Source organism: Niabella yanshanensis, assembly GCF_034424215.1.
GTDB lineage: Bacteria > Bacteroidota > Bacteroidia > Chitinophagales > Chitinophagaceae > Niabella > Niabella yanshanensis.
In genome coordinates this window covers 4,549,386-4,567,210 of the sequence record NZ_CP139960.1, presented here as the reverse complement: position 1 = coordinate 4,567,210, position 17,825 = coordinate 4,549,386, and the positions used below count along the sequence as shown (strand labels likewise).

The 17,825-nt window shown below is 43.5% G+C and carries 12 protein-coding genes; 9 read left to right on the top strand and 3 right to left on the bottom strand.

Features of this window, described 5'->3' with window-relative positions:
* Nucleotides 1-176: 176 nt before the first annotated feature.
* Nucleotides 177-2,234 (bottom strand): putative porin, encoded by a 2,058-nt coding sequence (locus U0035_RS19035; RefSeq protein ID WP_114790536.1) that lies wholly within the window; start codon nt 2,232-2,234, stop codon nt 177-179.
* A gap of 7 nt (nt 2,235-2,241) precedes the next feature.
* Nucleotides 2,242-3,066: a purine-nucleoside phosphorylase gene (locus U0035_RS19030; protein ID WP_114790535.1), complete on the bottom strand. Its 825-nt coding sequence runs from the start codon at nt 3,064-3,066 to the stop codon at nt 2,242-2,244.
* 141 nt (nt 3,067-3,207) lie between these two features.
* On the opposite strand from U0035_RS19030, the gene U0035_RS19025 reads away from it, so the two are divergent.
* Nucleotides 3,208-3,657 (top strand): GNAT family N-acetyltransferase, encoded by a 450-nt coding sequence (locus U0035_RS19025; protein WP_114790534.1) that lies wholly within the window; start codon nt 3,208-3,210, stop codon nt 3,655-3,657.
* A gap of 26 nt (nt 3,658-3,683) precedes the next feature.
* Nucleotides 3,684-4,076 carry a class I SAM-dependent methyltransferase gene (locus U0035_RS19020; RefSeq protein WP_211316406.1) on the top strand — a complete coding sequence of 131 codons (393 nt, stop codon included), beginning with the start codon at nt 3,684-3,686 and terminating at the stop codon, nt 4,074-4,076.
* A gap of 103 nt (nt 4,077-4,179) precedes the next feature.
* Here U0035_RS19020 and U0035_RS19015 read toward each other — a convergent pair whose 3' ends face one another.
* Nucleotides 4,180-4,635 (bottom strand): hypothetical protein, encoded by a 456-nt coding sequence (locus tag U0035_RS19015; protein WP_114790533.1) that lies wholly within the window; start codon nt 4,633-4,635, stop codon nt 4,180-4,182.
* A 172-nt stretch (nt 4,636-4,807) separates the two neighbouring features.
* Between U0035_RS19015 and sucC the strand changes: the two genes are divergently transcribed.
* The 7 genes from sucC (at nt 4,808) to U0035_RS18980 (ending at nt 17,802) form a co-directional block, all read left to right on the top strand.
* Nucleotides 4,808-6,019 carry an ADP-forming succinate--CoA ligase subunit beta gene (sucC, locus tag U0035_RS19010; protein WP_114790532.1) on the top strand — a complete coding sequence of 404 codons (1,212 nt, stop codon included), beginning with the start codon at nt 4,808-4,810 and terminating at the stop codon, nt 6,017-6,019.
* 172 nt (nt 6,020-6,191) lie between these two features.
* Entirely contained in the window at nt 6,192-9,827 is a 3,636-nt protein-coding gene (locus U0035_RS19005) for a SusC/RagA family TonB-linked outer membrane protein (protein ID WP_114790531.1), read from the top strand.
* Between the two features lie 45 nt (nt 9,828-9,872).
* Nucleotides 9,873-11,324 carry a SusD/RagB family nutrient-binding outer membrane lipoprotein gene (locus U0035_RS19000; RefSeq protein WP_114790530.1) on the top strand — a complete coding sequence of 484 codons (1,452 nt, stop codon included), beginning with the start codon at nt 9,873-9,875 and terminating at the stop codon, nt 11,322-11,324.
* 229 nt (nt 11,325-11,553) lie between these two features.
* Entirely contained in the window at nt 11,554-11,895 is a 342-nt protein-coding gene (locus U0035_RS18995; protein ID WP_114790529.1) for a hypothetical protein, read from the top strand.
* A gap of 125 nt (nt 11,896-12,020) precedes the next feature.
* Nucleotides 12,021-13,118 (top strand): efflux RND transporter periplasmic adaptor subunit, encoded by a 1,098-nt coding sequence (locus U0035_RS18990; RefSeq protein WP_114790528.1) that lies wholly within the window; start codon nt 12,021-12,023, stop codon nt 13,116-13,118.
* An 87-nt stretch (nt 13,119-13,205) separates the two neighbouring features.
* Entirely contained in the window at nt 13,206-16,367 is a 3,162-nt protein-coding gene (locus U0035_RS18985) for an efflux RND transporter permease subunit (RefSeq protein ID WP_114790527.1), read from the top strand.
* Complete coding sequence (locus tag U0035_RS18980; protein ID WP_162817827.1) at nt 16,354-17,802, top strand: TolC family protein; 1,449 nt, start codon at nt 16,354-16,356, stop codon at nt 17,800-17,802. Before U0035_RS18985 ends, U0035_RS18980 begins: the two co-directional genes overlap by 14 nt.
* The last annotated feature ends 23 nt before the right edge of the window (nt 17,803-17,825 follow it).

Genomic DNA, 17,825 nt, shown 5'->3' with positions numbered 1-17,825 from the left:
CAACATTTTCGGGGAAGTAATGGATTTCGGTCAGCAATGAATCCCGAAAGCTGATATCTGAACTTATTAATAATCGTAAGAGGCGGTTAATTGAATCGATTGATCCAGATTTTGCATGAAGCGGGCTGCATCAATTTATCTTCGCATCTACAACCCTATGATTGATGCGAAATAAACTAATTAACAAAGCCCCAAAAAATACCGAATCGTATAATCATTCCTGCATAAGGATAGTCGGGCGCTGCAAAGTTGCTGTTGGTAAAGCCGTAAGAAGTTTTGCCATCCACCCCAACCAGGCTTCGGAATGTGTTCAGGTTTTCGGCACGCAAAAAAGCCCTGAAAGAATTAATCCGGAAATGAACAAAAGCGGCAATATCAGGAAGTTTGTATTTCACTGTAGTGCTATCCTGGTAGAAGAACTGTCCCAGCAGAGGTGAGTAGTTGTTAGCTTTATAATTAGTGCGATACCTTGTATCGAAGCCCATTGCAATTTTGAGATTATTGAAGCCCAGATTACCCTCATACATAATACGGTTACGGGTTAACCAGGAAGGCACATTAACAGGTCCGTTCCCGATTACCTGTTGAAAATAATTGTCCGTCATCCACTTGTATTGACGTTTTTTACCAAATGCAAAGGTTTTATGCGCAGATATCTGTAATAAATTAAAAAGAGCGGCCTGGTTGATATTATAAAAATCAGTATAGTACGTATAATTATTCACCAGATAGTAATTCCCTGTTAATCGTAACTTGAGCAGGGGTTGGTATAAAGTAGCATACAGGTGTGAACTGTTCTCCTTTCTGAGATTTACAGTATCCCTCATAAAGTAGAAGGAACTATTGGCGTTCGTTACATAGGAAGGCGTTCGGTTTGCATTTTCAAAACCTAATTTAAGCGATCCGATTTTATCCCCGAAAGAACTTTGAATACTTGCCGCCACATCATAGTCCCCGGCATTCATCCCGACAAAATACATGTTACCCCTGGCTAACAGATCCCAACGTTGGTTTTTGGTACGGTTCCGATACTCACCATGCCCCATCAGGTTGTAACCTTTATTCTGTTTATCATCAGCATAGTTAATCCCGTCCGTAGTTTCTGTAATTCCATCCCTGAATATACCGGTAAGATTTTGCAAGGCAACCCCTACTTTCAGAAACTGTTGTGTGTTCTTTTCATCGGGAAACGTGTAAATAGAGAAGTCATTCATCAGCTCCTTCCAAAAGTCTTCCCTGCGAAAAAGGGAGTTTACCGAAGGCATATCATAATATTCACTATAATATTCTGGCCGGGGGCTCGCATCGGAGAACATGTATTTATATGCACTATACCGTATAGTATGCTCTAAACGGACGCGGGGAAAAAACAGGGGTATGACGGTACTGTCATTCACCAGTGAATCTTTACGCCCCAGATCATACTGATGACGCATAATTGCATTGAAATCTTCGTAGGTATTGCCCGTAGAAATATCTGTATTAAAAATTCCCGATCCAAACCCAGACTCTCCTCCCAACTTCGTATATACCGTAGAGCGGTCCGCAAAATCAGGGTTATCTATATAATTCTGATCGTTAAGTATCCCCCCGCTTTCGCTGCCTTTCAGCTTATTGGCGATAATGGCTACATAATTCGTATATCGCCTGTCCTGGGTTTGAAACCAGTTGGTGATAGCATAATTATTGTGACTGGTTTTTTGATTGCGGTAAATACCCGGGGCACCCACCATCCTGTAATGAATACTGGCGTTCCACTGAGGTTTAATATTTTGTGTATGCATCAGCTCAATCATCTGTTCGCTGCGCGTACCTAACATGTAACTGATTTCTGAGTAAGGTCTGGTAACTGTGAAAAATCGGGCTTTATCTACTGTAAATTTATAAATATCATAGGCATGAAAACCCGCGTCCCAGCCGGATTTCATATTGGGGGCAAATAAAAAAGACTGCGCTGCCGCCCCTGTATTAGAAAGGTGGTAATAGTCTGCCGGAATGGGATATTTTACTGTAAAATCGTTGATCGAGGAATCCACGCGGTAGGCTCTCGCCGTATCGAGGTAGCGATAACTAATGGTTACCGAATCTTCAAACTTGTTCCTTCGCCCTATAGAATCAGCTCCTGATCCGGCATTCGCAATACCTCTGAACCTGTCGCTAACACCCCTGACAGGACTTTGAGCATATGCAGAAACGCCCACAAAAATAAATACCAGTAAAAAGATACCCCTCATTAAATCTCTATAAAGCTTTTATCAACTCGGTAAACAAATGCGCCAGTTTAGGCTCTGCGGCGTTAGCAGCCTCTAACACCTCCTCATGGGTAATTACGTTTTCTTCATCCCTGATACCCAGATCAGTAATTACGCTCACTGCAAAAACTTCCATTCCCATATGGTTAGCTACGATACATTCCTGCACCGTGCTCATCCCAACCGCGTCAGCTCCAACGATTTTGATCAGCCGGTACTCCGCCCTGGTCTCGAAAGTTGGTCCTGTTACTACAAAGTAAACTCCCTCATGCAATTTTATGGAAGCTGCCTCACCTATTTGCTTTGCTTTGGTAATCAAATGTTTTTTATAAGGCTCGCTCATATCGGGAAAACGGGTTCCCCACTCCTCTACGTTTTTACCAATAAGCGGATTAGGGGTGCTGAAACTGATATGATCATTAATAATCATAATATCCCCTACACTAAAAGCTTCGTTAACGCCGCCGGCTGCATTGCTTAACAAAAGCGTTTGTATGCCAAGCATCTTTAGCACCCTTATCGGAAATACAACTTCCTGCGGAGTATACCCTTCATAATAATGAAAACGACCACTCATGGCAACAACCTTTTTACCCGAAAGCTCGCCAAAGATCAATTTACCCGAATGTCCCTTAACAGTAGATACCGGAAAATTGGGTATATCAGTATAGGGAACTTCCTTTTCTACTTTTATTTTTTGTACAAAATTCCCAAGCCCGCTTCCCAATATGATCGCCACCTGTGGCTGTCCTTCATACTGAGCCTTTAAAAAAGCAGCTGTTTCGTTTACTTTTTGCACAATAATCTCACTCATTGGGATATTATTTAAGTGAGCAAATATAGTGAAAGGGAATAGCTTAGCAGAAGTTCAAAACGTTAATACCTTTGCAGGCCGTAGTTTTATTAATATTTTAAGATTATACGGGTTCTATATTCAAAAATCGCTTCATTTAGTATGAACTTTCAGATCGTAAAATACGACGATTCCTATCGAACATCCCTCCTCTCGGTTTGGGAAACATCGGTATTAGCCACTCATGATTTTTTGGCTCAAAAAGATTTCGATACGATTAAAAATATTTTAAGAGCACTGGATTTCAGTGTTCTGAATGTTTATTGCCTGCTGGATGGGCATCAAATGGCTGGATTTATATCAATAGTAAATCGTAAGATAGAAATGCTCTTTATTGAGCCCCGGTATGCAGGCAAAGGCCTCGGAACAAAATTAATTCGCTTCGCGCTAAATGATCATAAGGCGTGTTGGATAGATGTAAATGAGCAGAATACCAAAGCTGTCAGGTTTTATCTGAAACGTGGTTTTAGTATTTATGAAAGATCAGACAAGGATGATCTGGGATTAGATTACCCTTTGTTGAAAATGCGCTTACAACAACCTGAAAATTAAAGATTCCTGCTTTAAACAGTTTAGTTATGACACCACCGGTATCCAAACGCCTTTTAGACATTGTTGATGCGCTGCCGCTTCGCGACGGCATGCGTATTTTGGAGATTGGTTGCGGTACCGGTATAGCGGCCAGAGAGATCGCTTACCGGTTCGATCCTATTTATATTATGGGAATCGACCGGTCTGCAAAAGCTATCGCGCAGGCGCAGAAAAATTGTGAAGAAGCTATTTCAGCAGGAAAAATCAGTTTTATCCAGGCGGCCATTGAAACATTGACACTTCAAACTGCAGTTGAGCCGTTTAACCTGGCATTTGCCATTCGTGTAGGAGCCCTGGACGGCAGACATTCCGGCAAAGAAGCGGCAGCCTTAAAAAAATATCGCGAAATTGCTTCAACCAGGCGGGAAATTATATATTGATGGAGGATCACCATTGGAGGAAGTGGATATAGATGCTTACCGTTGACTGAAAAAAAAGAGCCTGCCCATAGTAGCAGACTCTTTCTGTTGAGATACGGAGCGACTATTTGTTATATTGAGCAGTCAGCCGGTCGATCTTTTTTTGGATCTCGCTGATATTCTTTTCGGACCTGATAAAACGCTCCTCTTTATCAGCCACTTTCGATGTAAGCCTCACCGCCTGTTTATTATCGCCGGCTGCGCGATCTGCGTCTTTTTTTGCTTTTTTGGCTGCAGCTTTATCACCTACATTGTCTGACATCTTCGCAGCAGCATTTTTGCTATCCGCTGCCGACTGTTCGGCCTTTTCATTAGCCTTCTGTAAATCGGTTCTGAGACCGATCAGATCATTTTGACTCTGCGCGAGCTTTATTTTTTCCTCGTATAGATCTACGTTTAGTTTTGCCAAGTCCTTATTGTACTGCAACAACCTGATTGAATCTTTGGAAACCGTTGATGTCTGAGCGTTGGCAACCACACCCAACCCCATGGTGATTAAACTCACTAATAATAGTTTCATGTTTAAGCATTTCATATTGAAAAAATTTAAACTGAAAATTGCAAAAACATTGTTTACAAAAAAGCAATATTCGATGAAACAGCCTATTCAATCTGTGAAGCAGGGCCTTGAGCTAAACTTTGAATACAAACTTTAAACTTTCCTCTTATCTTCGTGCCAAAAGTTTTTTACTATGAACCTTCATGAATATCAGGCGAAAGAGTTATTAAAAAAATACAATGTACCCGTGCAGGAAGGCTACGCATGTAGTTCTGTTCAGGAAGCTGAGGAAGCTTACCGTAAGATAAAAACTGACAGCGGCAGTAAGTTTGCTGTTGTGAAAGCGCAGATCCATGCCGGTGGTCGTGGAAAAGGCACCGTAAAAGAAACAGGCGTTAATGGTGTAAAAGTTGCAAAATCTTTAGAAGATATCCAGGAGTTTGCCCAGGGCATATTAGGGGGTACCCTGGTAACTGTTCAAACCGGCCCGGCGGGTAAAGTAGTAAACAAAATATTTGTAGGCCAGGATATGTATTATGATGGCCCAAGCGAAAGGCAGGAGTTTTACCTTTCTATTTTATTAGATCGTTCCAGTGGTAAAAATGTGATCATGTACAGTACCGAAGGTGGTATGAATATTGAAGATGTGGCGCATGATACTCCTGAGAAAATATTCAAAGAGTTGGTTCACCCGTCAGGTGGCCTTCAGGGATTCCAGGCAAGAAAAATTGCCTTTAACCTGGGCTTAAAAGGTGAAGCTTTTAAAAACTGCGTAAAGTTTGTTATTAATTTATACAACGCTTATGTAGGATTAGACTGCGGCATGCTGGAGATCAACCCGCTGTTCAAAGCTGCTGATGATAAGATCATTGCAGTAGATTGTAAGATGAGCCTGGATGATAATGCAATGATTCGTCATGCAGACCTGGCGACACTGAGAGATATTACTGAGGAAGACCCAACTGAAGTAGAAGCCGGCAAACACAACCTGAACTTTGTGAAGCTGGATGGTAATGTAGGTTGTATGGTAAACGGAGCCGGGCTCGCTATGGCTACCATGGATATGATTAAATTGAGTGGTGGTGAGCCTGCCAACTTCCTGGATGTAGGTGGTACTGCCAATGCACAAACTGTTGAAGCTGGTTTCAAGATCATTATGAAGGATCCTGCAGTAAAAGCGATCCTGATCAATATCTTTGGCGGTATCGTTCGTTGTGATCGTGTTGCTGCAGGTGTTATCGAAGCTTATAAAAACATGGGCAACATTGAAATTCCTATCATTGTTAGATTACAGGGCACCAACGCAACAGAAGCCAAGAAGCTAATTGATGAGAGTGGCTTAAAAGTGCAATCTGCTATCTTATTAAGCGAAGCGGCAGACCTGGTAAAGAAAGCAGTAGCTTAATCAAGTATACATAAGCAATTAATTTTTATTCAAATGCCTGTAAGATTTCTCTTGCAGGCATTTTCTATTTTGAGTTTTAACGAATTTCTAATTTCTTAAACAAACCTTTGGCTAAATTATTGTTAGGGTTGGCAGGCAATAGATACTCTTACCAAACCCTATCGAACAAACTATGTTATTAAAGCTAAACCGTGTATTACTTTTCATTGCAATCTTCATTTCCTGTTCTAACCTGTCGAAGGCGCAAAATATCAATGGCAAAGTAATCGGCAAAACAGGCATCGGCTTAAGCGACACTTACCTTTATAAAACAGGGTCGGCCGATACCGCAAAAACGGATATGGATGGCATTTTTAGTTTAAAAGCCAACAAGGGCGATTCCATACAAATAAGGAACAGCCTGCTGAATTTAAACCTGTTTTTTGTGGCCCCTGCCACAGACAGCGTGCTGATCAACATTAAAGACAATAGTGAGATTGAAGTAGGCCCCTGGAAAAAAAGCAGTAGTATTAAAGATACCATTGCCGGCCAGGCGCAAACAGTGGTGGATTCTGCTAAAAAACAGGCAGCTACACTAACTGACAGTACAGCGGCAGGAAAGAACAGCGTTGCTACGACCCCCGCAGTTACTAATAATGGCGATACCGTTTTTATAAAGGGAACGGTAACTAATAGTGCAGGAGAACCGCTGCCCTCTGCCAGTATAGAATATCCAGATGGTAAATTATACACTGCTGGGGCTGACGGCAGTTTCTCAATTCCCTTTATCCCCAATGCCAAAGTACGCTTCTCTGCTGTTGGTGTTGCCGCACAGGAAAGGATGCTTACTACTGCCGACGCATTAACGATACAGTTACAGCAAACCGCACCCGAACAACTCGAAGAAGTAACAGTAACCGCATTAGGTATTTCCAAAAAAAGCCGGGCGGTTGGCTATGCAGTGTCTGAAGTAGATGGCAGCGATATTCAAACGGCAAAGGAAACCAACTTTGTTAACAACCTGGCAGGACGTGTAGCCGGTGTGCAGATAGCGACTAATACAGGTTCTATGGGCGGCTCCAGCAAGGTAACTATCAGAGGACCTAAATCGATACTGGGTGACAACAACGCATTATTCGTGGTAGACGGCATCCCCTTCAGCAACTTAAATACAAATTCTTATGGCCAGCAAATCGGCGGTGGAGGTTTTGACTATGGTAGTCCGATACAGGATATCAACCCTGATGATATCGACCAGATATCAGTATTAAAAAGCGCAGCTGCAACCGCTTTATATGGCAGCCGTGGACAAAATGGTGTTGTATTGGTGACCACCAAGAAAACCAATGGAGGTAAAAACAAAATAGGGGTTAATTATAGTCTTAATGTTCAAACAGACAAAGTTTATGTATTACCCAAATACCAAAACAGCTATGGCGGCGGATCTAAAACAACATTCGACACATTATTCTATAACAAAAATCCTGAACAGTTTTTAAGCGGTAATTCTCCCACTTACAACGACCCCGTTCTCGGAGGATATGACCTGTTACCTGAATATGGAGTTGACGAATCCTGGGGGCCAGCCCTCGATGGACGCCTGGTTCGTCATTACTGGTCGTTTGACAGGGAAAAGGGTAATCCGGATTTTGGTAGAACAGCCCCATGGTCACCTAATCCCGACAACATCAAAAGCTTCTTCGAAACTGGACTTACGGTGACTAATAGTGTAAGTGTTGGTGGAAGCAACGACAAAGGCGCTATACGCATCGGGTTTGCCGACACCCGCCAACGTTTTGTGTTACCCAACTCCAGACTTTCAAGAACCAACCTAGGTTTGAACGGAACTTATAAAATTGCAGACAATCTGATTGCCTCGGCTGGAGTACGCTACTCCTACACCAAGGCGAAAGGGAGACCGGGAACGGGTTTTACAGGGCAAAATGTGATGAATCTTTTTAGTGAATACGGACAGCGCCAATGGGACATGGAGCGTATGAAAGATTATCAATATGCAGATGGCAGCCAGATCAGCTGGAACCGAACCCGCTTTGACAATCCTAAACCTCTGTTCGCCAATAACCCTTACTGGACACGTTTTATGGAGTATCAGAATGATGACCGTAGCAGGTTGTTCGGCTCCGTTGGCCTGGAATATAAACCACTGGATTGGCTATCTTTTAATGCACAGGCATTTATGGACAGCTACAACACACTACAGGAAGAAAGATCAGCCAAAGATTACTTTGTAGGGAGTTATGCCCGTAACACCATTGACTTCCGTGAAGTGAACTATATGTTTACAACAAATATCAAAAAAGACCTGGGAGAACGATTCAATTTAGGCGCGACAGTCGGAGGTAACATTATGAAACAAACTGTACGTTTGTTTACCGGATCTACCCCGGCTGGTGCCGGTTTAATCACCCCGGGAGTATACACATTGGGTAATATATCTGCGCCTCCTACAATAATCGAGTCAATGCCCCGCAAGCAAATCAATTCTTTATTTGGGACTACTTCTTTAGGTTATAATAACACCATCTTTCTTGAACTGACCGGAAGAAACGATTGGTCTTCGGCTTTATACTCGGCCAATAATTCTTATTTCTACCCTTCGGCCTCTACTTCTGTCATATTCTCTGAGTGGATACAAGACGCCAAATGGTTGAGCTTTGGTAAAATAAGAGCCGGCATTGCCCAAGTAGGAAGTGATACGGAACCCTACAGAATTTTACAGACTTACAGCTCACCGCAACTATTCAATGGGGTTCCTTACCTTACCGCAGATGATATTAAGAACAGCATTAATCTACTCCCTGAAAAAACCACTGAAAAAGAAGCAGGCATAGAGCTCAAAATGTTTAACAGCCGATTGGGTGTGGATTTCACCTACTATGACCGCATTACCAGAAATCAGATCATACCGGTAAATGTGTCGCCAACTTCCGGGTACAACCAATTTGTTATAAACGCGGGTAGTGTTAGTAACAAGGGAATTGAACTGCGTATCGACGGAACACCCATACAAACAGAAAACTTTAAATGGAACATTGGCGTTAATTTTTCCAAGAACCGGAACAAGGTAGTAGACCTTGCTCAAAATGGCCGAGAAGTTGTAGATAAAATAACTATTGGTACCGAGCGCCGTTTAAACCAGGTTTCTATAGTTGCTGTAAAAGGACAACCTCTGGGTACTCTTGTAGGTTTTGACTATACCTATCTCAACGGCCAGAAGGTAATCGATACCTTAGGTCATTATGTGAAAACCTCAACTGTTGTTCCCCTGGGAAGCGTATACCCCGACTACGTTGGTGGCGTATCTAATACATTTGCTTACAAAAATGTCACACTAAGCGCACTTGTGGACTTTAGCCAGGGTGGCAAGTTCTTCTCCTACACTAATATGTATGGCCAGTATTCAGGTTTACTGGAAGAAACAGCAGCTGGTAATATCCGGGAAAACGGGGTGAATGTTTCCGGTGTATTAAAAGATGGCACACCTTACTCCAAGACCATATCGGCCAATGACCATTTTAAAAATAATTTTGGCCGGAATATTAACGCTGCAAATGTATATGATGCCAGTTATGTTTATCTAAGGGAAGTAACGCTGGGTTATCAGTTACCCGATAGCTGGGCCCAGAAAATAAGTGCTAACAACATCACACTATCATTATACGGGAGAAACCTTTGGTTGATTAAGTCCAATGCGCCGAATGTAGACCCTTCGGCCATCACTAACGGAACCGGTAATATCCAGGGACTGGAAGGGGGAGCACTGCCGTCTATCAGATCTATGGGACTCAACCTGAATATCGGCTTTTAAAGTCCGCAAGCATTTCAATATAGCTCTACAATAAAAAGCAAACGCATGAACAAACTTCATAATAAAATATTTTTACTTGCTATCTCATTCGCTATTTTTTCATGTAGCAAATTCGATACATTAAATACAGATCCAGTAAAACCATCTGTTGCAACACCGGAACAATTAATTTTATCTGCTGAAAAAAGTGCTTCAGATATTCTTTACAACTCGATTGTCAACAATAGAGTCGGCATGCACTATGCTCAATATTGGGCCGCTACCGATAAAGAAGAAAACAGTAGATATAATCTGGACGAAGGGAGTAATTCCACGCTTTGGTCTTTGTACAGCCGTTCTTTAAAAGACTTAAAGGAGATTACGATTATTAATGAAAATGCACCTATTCCCGAACCGGTAGCTAATCAGAATGCTATCGCAGGTATTATACGCGTATGGATATACCATATCCTTGCCGACACCTACGGTAACATACCTTACAGCGAGGCAATTGGAGAAGAAAATGCTACGCCGGTATACGATGATGCAGCCACAATATATAGTGACCTCATCAGAAAGCTAAATGAATGCCAGGCTGCATTAGATCCTGAAAAGCCATCATTTGCTTCTGGAGATGTAATTTATAAGGGGGATATCACTAAATGGAAAAAACTGGCCAATTCCCTGATCCTGCGAATTGCTATGCGCATGAGTGATGTAAAAGCTGGTGAAGCCAAAACAGCGATTGAAGCGGCTATTAAAAATGGGGTAATTGTAGCATCGACAGATGATGCATTATTTCCTTATACAAGTCAGGCCCCTAACCAATATCCATACAATGACTTTGCCCGTCCGCTTATTGAATTTGTAGTCAGCAAAACGATGGTAGATTTTATGCAATCTCTAAACGACCCCAGGTTAGCAATTTATGCACGGCGCGCTACCGAATCGCAGACCATTATTGGAAAGCCTTATGGTTTGGGTTCACAAACAGCAAGCGATGCCCAGAAATACTCTATTCCGGGCACAAGAGTATATGCACCTGATTTCCCGGGCATTTTAATGACGGCGTCTGAGGTAAACTTTCTCTTAGCAGAAGCAGCCCAACGCGGCATGAGCACGGGAGGTACTGCTGACTCTTTTTACAACGCAGCTATCAAAGAAAATATGAAATTCTGGAATGTCGCTGATGCAGCTGCCACTACTTACATCAATTCGGTTCCTTTCAATAGTGCGAACTGGAAAAACAGCCTGGGGTCACAAAAATGGATTGCTATGTACATGCAAGGATTACAGGCATGGTTTGAGAGAGTGCGGCTCAACTTTAAAAAGCCCGATGGCGCCGATTTATTTATAGCGCCGCAAGCAGGCTCACTCGACCCCAGTGTAGCATTGGTGCCTGCCAGGCTAACCTACCCTGTAGTGGAAACCAATACCAATGCGGCTAACAAAGAAGCCGCTGCCCAGGCCATTGGCGGCGATACCAAAGGCACTAAACTATGGTGGCAAAAATTTTAAATTAACCCGATCCAATAGAAGCCTGAACGACCTTCAGGCTTTTTTTATAAAATAAAAATACCATTCGCGAACCTTTTGATATCTGCATTGTTTGTCTGTTATCGGTGCGGCTATAGATGCTATGCTTTAAAAAATTCAAATTTCACTTGAATTTCTGCCCCTTATCTTTTAGATTTGCGCAAATTCAGAATTTAAGCATCAGCCAATAACCGTTGTCGTAAAAGACTTCATGAATCGTATAACGCACATACTGTTATTTCTTTTACTTCTTTTTGGCAGCTCTTTCGAAACCATCGACATGGTTACGTACAAAGGGCCGCTCAAGTGTGGTGACAATAAACATCAATCTAATAAGGGAGACCACCAGGATGTAGCTATCGACGATCTCATCATTTTAAAGTATCGTAATCTCAATTTAAAAGAAGTCGCTGCCAAAAGAAGCGCTGCTTTTTATTATAACTTCGTTGATACCACAGCTGCCATCTATCAATCATCTATCTATGGTGTGGTTTCGAACCAATCCAGGCAGCTACGGGGCTTTGGCCACCTTCATCTCTATTATATTTACTGATTGGGTTTACTTTTTGAGTAGCGCAATGTTTTAGCATTGAACCTTTTGACAGGAAGGGCTCCTTTTACCTGTTTTTTAGCCAGAGTTTACACTCCGGCAGGATCTTCTATTCTTAAAAATAAATCATGAATCAGCAAAGAACGTTTTTCTTATATATTGTTATATTATTTTTAGTGGCCGCGTGTAAAAGCATGTCGCAGGAAAAAGCCAATAAAGACCAGGACAAAGCTTACCCGGTCATCACCATTGCCAAGCGCGACACCACACTGAGCATCCCCTATGTTGCCGATATACAGGCGGGTAAAAATGTTGAAATTCACTCCCGCATTGACGGTATACTTAATAAGATCTATATCAAAGAAGGACAGCATGTAAAAAAAGGACAGCTATTATTTAAAATCAACGACAGCGAATTAAGAATAGAGCTTAATAAAGCTACGGCGGCTTATAAAAGCGCTGTGGCCGATGCCCGGGTAGCACAGGTAGAGGTAGAACGTGTGCAAACATTGGTGGAAAAGGGTATTATTGCCAAAACAGAATTGGACCTGGTGACGGCAAAATACAAAGCACTGCTCGCTAAAGCAGATGTGGCGCTGGCCGATAAAAATGCCGTCAATCAGCGCATACACTACACCAGTGTTACAGCACCCTTTGATGGGATTGTTGACCGTATCCCGTTAAAAGAAGGCAGCCTTATTACTACCAGCTCATTCTTAACTACGCTTTCCGATATCAGTACAGTTTATGCCTACTTCAATATATCCGAGAACGAATTTTTCCAGATACAGAACGGAGTCAACAATGATAAAGATATCGTGGCTATTAATCTTGTATTACCCGATGGTTCTCATTATCCACAAGAGGGTGAACTGCAATCGGCCGAAAGCGAGATTGATGAAAACACCGGTAATATAGCCTATAAAGCAAAATTTACCAACCCCGCAGGCCGGTTGAGACATGGTGCATCGGGCAAACTCCTGATCACCCGTCCCTTACAGGACGTTATTTTATTGCCCCAGAAAACCGTTTTTGAAATACAGGACAAGAACTACGTTTTTGTGGTAGATAAAGATAACATCGTACGGATGAAAAGTATACAGATCTCCCAACGACTGGCCGATTACTATGTAGTTACGGACGGACTACAACCGAAGGACAAGATCCTGTACGAAGGTATACAAACCGTAAAAGAGGGAGACAAAATCACGCCCCGCTCGGCTTAATACTTCCATTTACACAGTATAGGCAACCGGCTCAATTAACAATAATGGAGCCCGGCATTATCATTTTATTTACCTGAAAGCTATAACATGGTTGAAACTTTTATACGACGACCGGTACTGTCACTGGTCATCTCAATAATTATTACATTAATTGGTGTACTGGCACTTTTTCAATTGCCTATTACCCAGTTTCCTGATATCGTACCTCCGTCTGTGGCCGTAACGGCCCGTTATACCGGCGCCAATGCCGAGGTATCCGTAGATGCGGTGGCCCTGCCGCTTGAACGTGCTATTAATGGCGTTCCGGGCATGACCTATATGTCTACAGTAACCGGTAATGATGGAGTGACCATGATCACCGTTTATTTCCAGGTAGGCACTGACCCCGATGTAGCAGCCGTGAACGTTCAAAACCGGGTTACCACAGTCTTGGACGAGCTTCCCGAAGAGGTGATCAAGGCGGGAGTTACTACAGAAAAAGAAGTAAACAGCATGCTGATGTACCTGAACATCACCAGCACTGATCAAAATGCTGATGAAGATTTCATCTTCAACTTCACCGATATTAATATACTTAAAGAATTAAAACGTATCGACGGTGTGGGACGTGCAGAGATTATGGGCGCCAAGGATTATGCGATGCGGGTATGGCTGAACCCCGAAAAGATGCGCGCCTACAACGTTTCAACAGATGAGGTAATCACAGCATTACGTCGGCAGAACGTGTCGGCAGCGCCGGGTAAAACGGGTGAAAGCTCTGGCAAAACCAGGAGTGATCTCCAATACGTGCTTCGCTATACGGGTAAATTCTCTGAGCCAAAGCAGTATGAGAATATTGCGATACGTTCTAACAGCGATGGTTCTATATTAAAACTGAAGGATGTGGCTGATGTTGAATTTGGCGCCATGAGTTATAGCATGGTATCCAAAAGCGACGGAAAACCCGCGGCCTCTATCATGATCAAGCAACGTCCCGGATCTAATGCCAGTGAAGTGATCGATAATATCAAAGCCAAGATGGAAGAATTAAAAGGCTCGTCTTTCCCTCCCGGCATGGAGTATAGCTATGCTTATGATGTGTCGCGCTTTTTAGACGCTTCGATAAGCGCTGTATTAAAAACGTTAATAGAAGCTTTTCTCCTGGTGGGAGTAGTGGTATTCATCTTTCTCCAGGACTGGCGTTCTACGCTTATCCCTGTATTAGCCGTGCCGGTGGCGCTTGTAGGCACATTGGCCTGTATGTCCATGCTGGGTTTTTCTATCAACCTGCTTACACTTTTCGCGCTGGTTCTGGCCATCGGTATTGTCGTGGATAACGCCATCGTAGTGGTAGAGGCTGTGCACGTAAAAATGGTGGAAGAGCATCTACCTCCGATGGAAGCTACCATTGCGGCAATGAAAGAGATCACCGGCGCCATCATCGCCATCACCCTTGTAATGTCTGCGGTATTTGTACCTGTAGCCTTTCTGAGCGGGCCCGTTGGTGTATTCTACCGTCAGTTCTCATTAACCTTAGCTTTTTCCATTGTTATTTCCGGTATTAATGCATTAACGCTCACCCCCGCGCTCTGCGCTATTATGCTAAAGCATACTTCGCCTAACAAGAAAAGCTGGCTGGGTCGTTTCTTCAATTCCTTCAACCGTGGCTTCGATAAAACCACTTCCAAATATCAATCCGTTTTAAAGCGTATTGCCGGTAAGAACATCGTTACACTGGGTATGCTTGTCGCATTCTTTATTCTCACATGGGGAGCAGGGGCCGTATTGCCGGGTGGTTTTATTCCAACGGAAGACCAGGGAATGGTATACGTAAACGTGACCACACCCCAGGGAGCTACTGTTGAGCGTACCGAAAAAATTCTGGATGAATTGAACAACGCTACCAAAGACATTGAAGAAATAGAAAGCGTTACCACGCTGGCAGGCTATAGCCTTACCAACGAAATCGCCGGGGCGTCCTATGGTATGGGCATGATCAATCTTAAGTCATGGAATGACAGGGAGCGAAGCGCGGCAGAAGTTATTAAGGAAATTGAACAACGTGTTTCCCAATTAACCGATGCCAAGGTGGAAGTATTTGCTCCGCCCACCGTACCTGGCTTTGGTAATACCAGCGGCTTTGAATTGCGCCTGCTCAATAAGGGAGCCGGAGATATTGGTGAAACTTCGGATATTACCAAAGAATTTGTTCAGGCCATCAATAATACCGAAGAGGTAACCAATACTTTTACCAGTTTTGATGCGTCTTTCCCGCAATACCTGATACATGTAGACTATGACATGGCAGCCAAAAAGAATGTTACGGTTGATAACGCCATGAGCACCCTCCAAACATTGCTGGGTAGTTACTACGCCACCAACTTCATCCGGTTCAACCAGATGTATAAAGTGATGGTACAGGCTGGTCCACAATTCAGGGCCGAGCCTCAGGACGTATTAAATCAATACGTAAAGAACAGCCATGGAGAGATGGTACCTTTCTCTTCTTTTATCAGGCTCGAACGGCTATATGGTCCGGAGCAGCTCACCCGTTATAACATGTTTACCTCTGCCATGATTAATGGCGAAGCGGCTCCGGGATACAGCAGCAGCGATGCTATTAAGGCCGTTGAAAAAGTAGCTGCTGAAAAACTGCCGCGCGGCTATGACTTTGACTGGAGCGGTATGACGCGGGAAGAAATACTTTCGGGAAACCAGGCGGTATACATTTTTGCCTTGTGTCTTTTGTTTGTGTACCTGCTATTGGCAGCGCAATATGAAAGCTTCCTGCTTCCCTTACCGGTAATACTTAGTTTACCCGCCGGCATATTCGGTTCTTTTATTTTCCTGAAATTGGCCGGGCTGGATAATAATATTTATGCCCAGGTTGCTTTGGTCATGCTGATTGGCCTGCTGGGTAAAAATGCCATCCTGATTGTTGAGTTTGCAATACAGAGCCGGAAAGAGGGTAAGCCTATTTTAGAAGCTGCGATAGAAGGCGCCACTCAAAGGCTAAGACCCATCCTGATGACTTCTTTCGCCTTCATCGCGGGCTTGATCCCGCTTTGTGTTGCGTCTGGCGCGGGCGCTAATGGTAACCGGTCAATAGGCGTTGCAGCTGCCGGAGGTATGCTGATCGGCACCGTATTCGGCTTGTTGATTATACCCGGGCTGTATGTACTTTTTGCCCGGTTATCAGAAAGGAAAAAGAAAAATGTGGTCGCAGTTCCATTACCTCAATCTCAAAATGCAGATAATGAAAAGAAATAAACTAATAATACCGGTTAGCATCTCCTTACTGGCCCTTGGCTGCAGTGCACCAAAGTTGAGCTCGGTAAAAGAAATAAAGCCTTTACCGGATGCATATGAAGAAAAAATGCCGATCGATTCCAATAATGTAGCCAGGCTTCATTTTGAAGACTTCTTCCAGGATCAGGACCTGATCGCCCTGATCAATCAGGTGCTCACTAATAACCTGGACAATAAGATCGCTTCGGAGCGGATTAAAATAGCTACAGCTTACCTGGAAGCCAGGCAGGGGGCCCTGCTACCCTCTGTTACTGCGGGCCTGAGGGCTTCAGGCACACACTATGGTAAACATACTATGGAGGGGGTGGGCAACTTCGATACCAACCTCTCTCCTAATATTGATAACAGCCAGCAGATACCTACTTTTATCACTCCGGACTATTGGCTGGGGCTGAGCGCCTCCTGGGAAATTGACCTGTGGGGAAAGCTGAAGAGCTTAAAAGGCGCCGCCATGGAAAGATTCCTGGCCACACAGCAGGGAAAGGATTTGCTGAATGCGGCGCTGGTAACGCATACGGCAACCTTATATTATGAATTAGTGATGCTGGACAAAGAGGTGGCTATCCTGGATCAGAATATCAAACTACAGGAAAAAGCGTTGGAAGTAGTAAAGATCCATAAAGAAGTAGGGCGGGCTACTGAACTGGCCGTCCAGCAGTTTGATGCCCAGCTTTCCAATACAAAAGCTTCGTTATACAGCATCAAACAGGAGATTGTAGCGGCGGAAAACAAATTGCTGGAACTTACCGGTAGCTACAATGGAGTCATTAAAAGAGGTTCCTCCATCGATACCAGGTCCATCCATTACCTGGCCCGGCATGGCAATCCCAACCAGTTGATGGAATACCGACCCGATATCAGGATGTCTTACCACGAGCTGGCTGCATCACATGCCGACGCTAAAGCAGCACGGGCGGCCTTCTTCCCCAGCCTCACCATTGGCGCTTTTGCGGGGTTCAACTCATTCAATGCGGAAAAGCTGTTCAACCCCACTTCTATCGCTTATCAGCTGATAGGCGGCCTTACGGCTCCGGTATTCCAGAAACGGCAATTGAAAGCAGGTTTTAAAGTTGCAACAGCCGAACAGGAAATTGCGTTTCTGAACTATCAGAAAACGGTAAACGGGGCATTCCAGGAAGTAAAAACCTTACTCAGCTATATCGCCAATAATCAAAAAATATTAACTGAGAAAAGAAAAGAGGTATCCGCGCTCGATAAAGGGCTGCATGTATCGCAGGATCTGTATGTGAACGCCTATGCTACTTACCTTGAAATCATTGCAGCACAAAAAAGTAAGATCAATGCAGAAATGGATTTGATCAAGACAGAGCGTAATCACGTGAATATATTGATACAACTATATAAAGCGCTGGGTGGCGGTGCCGTTGGATCGTAGTCAGATTTTTTTATGTTGGGTTT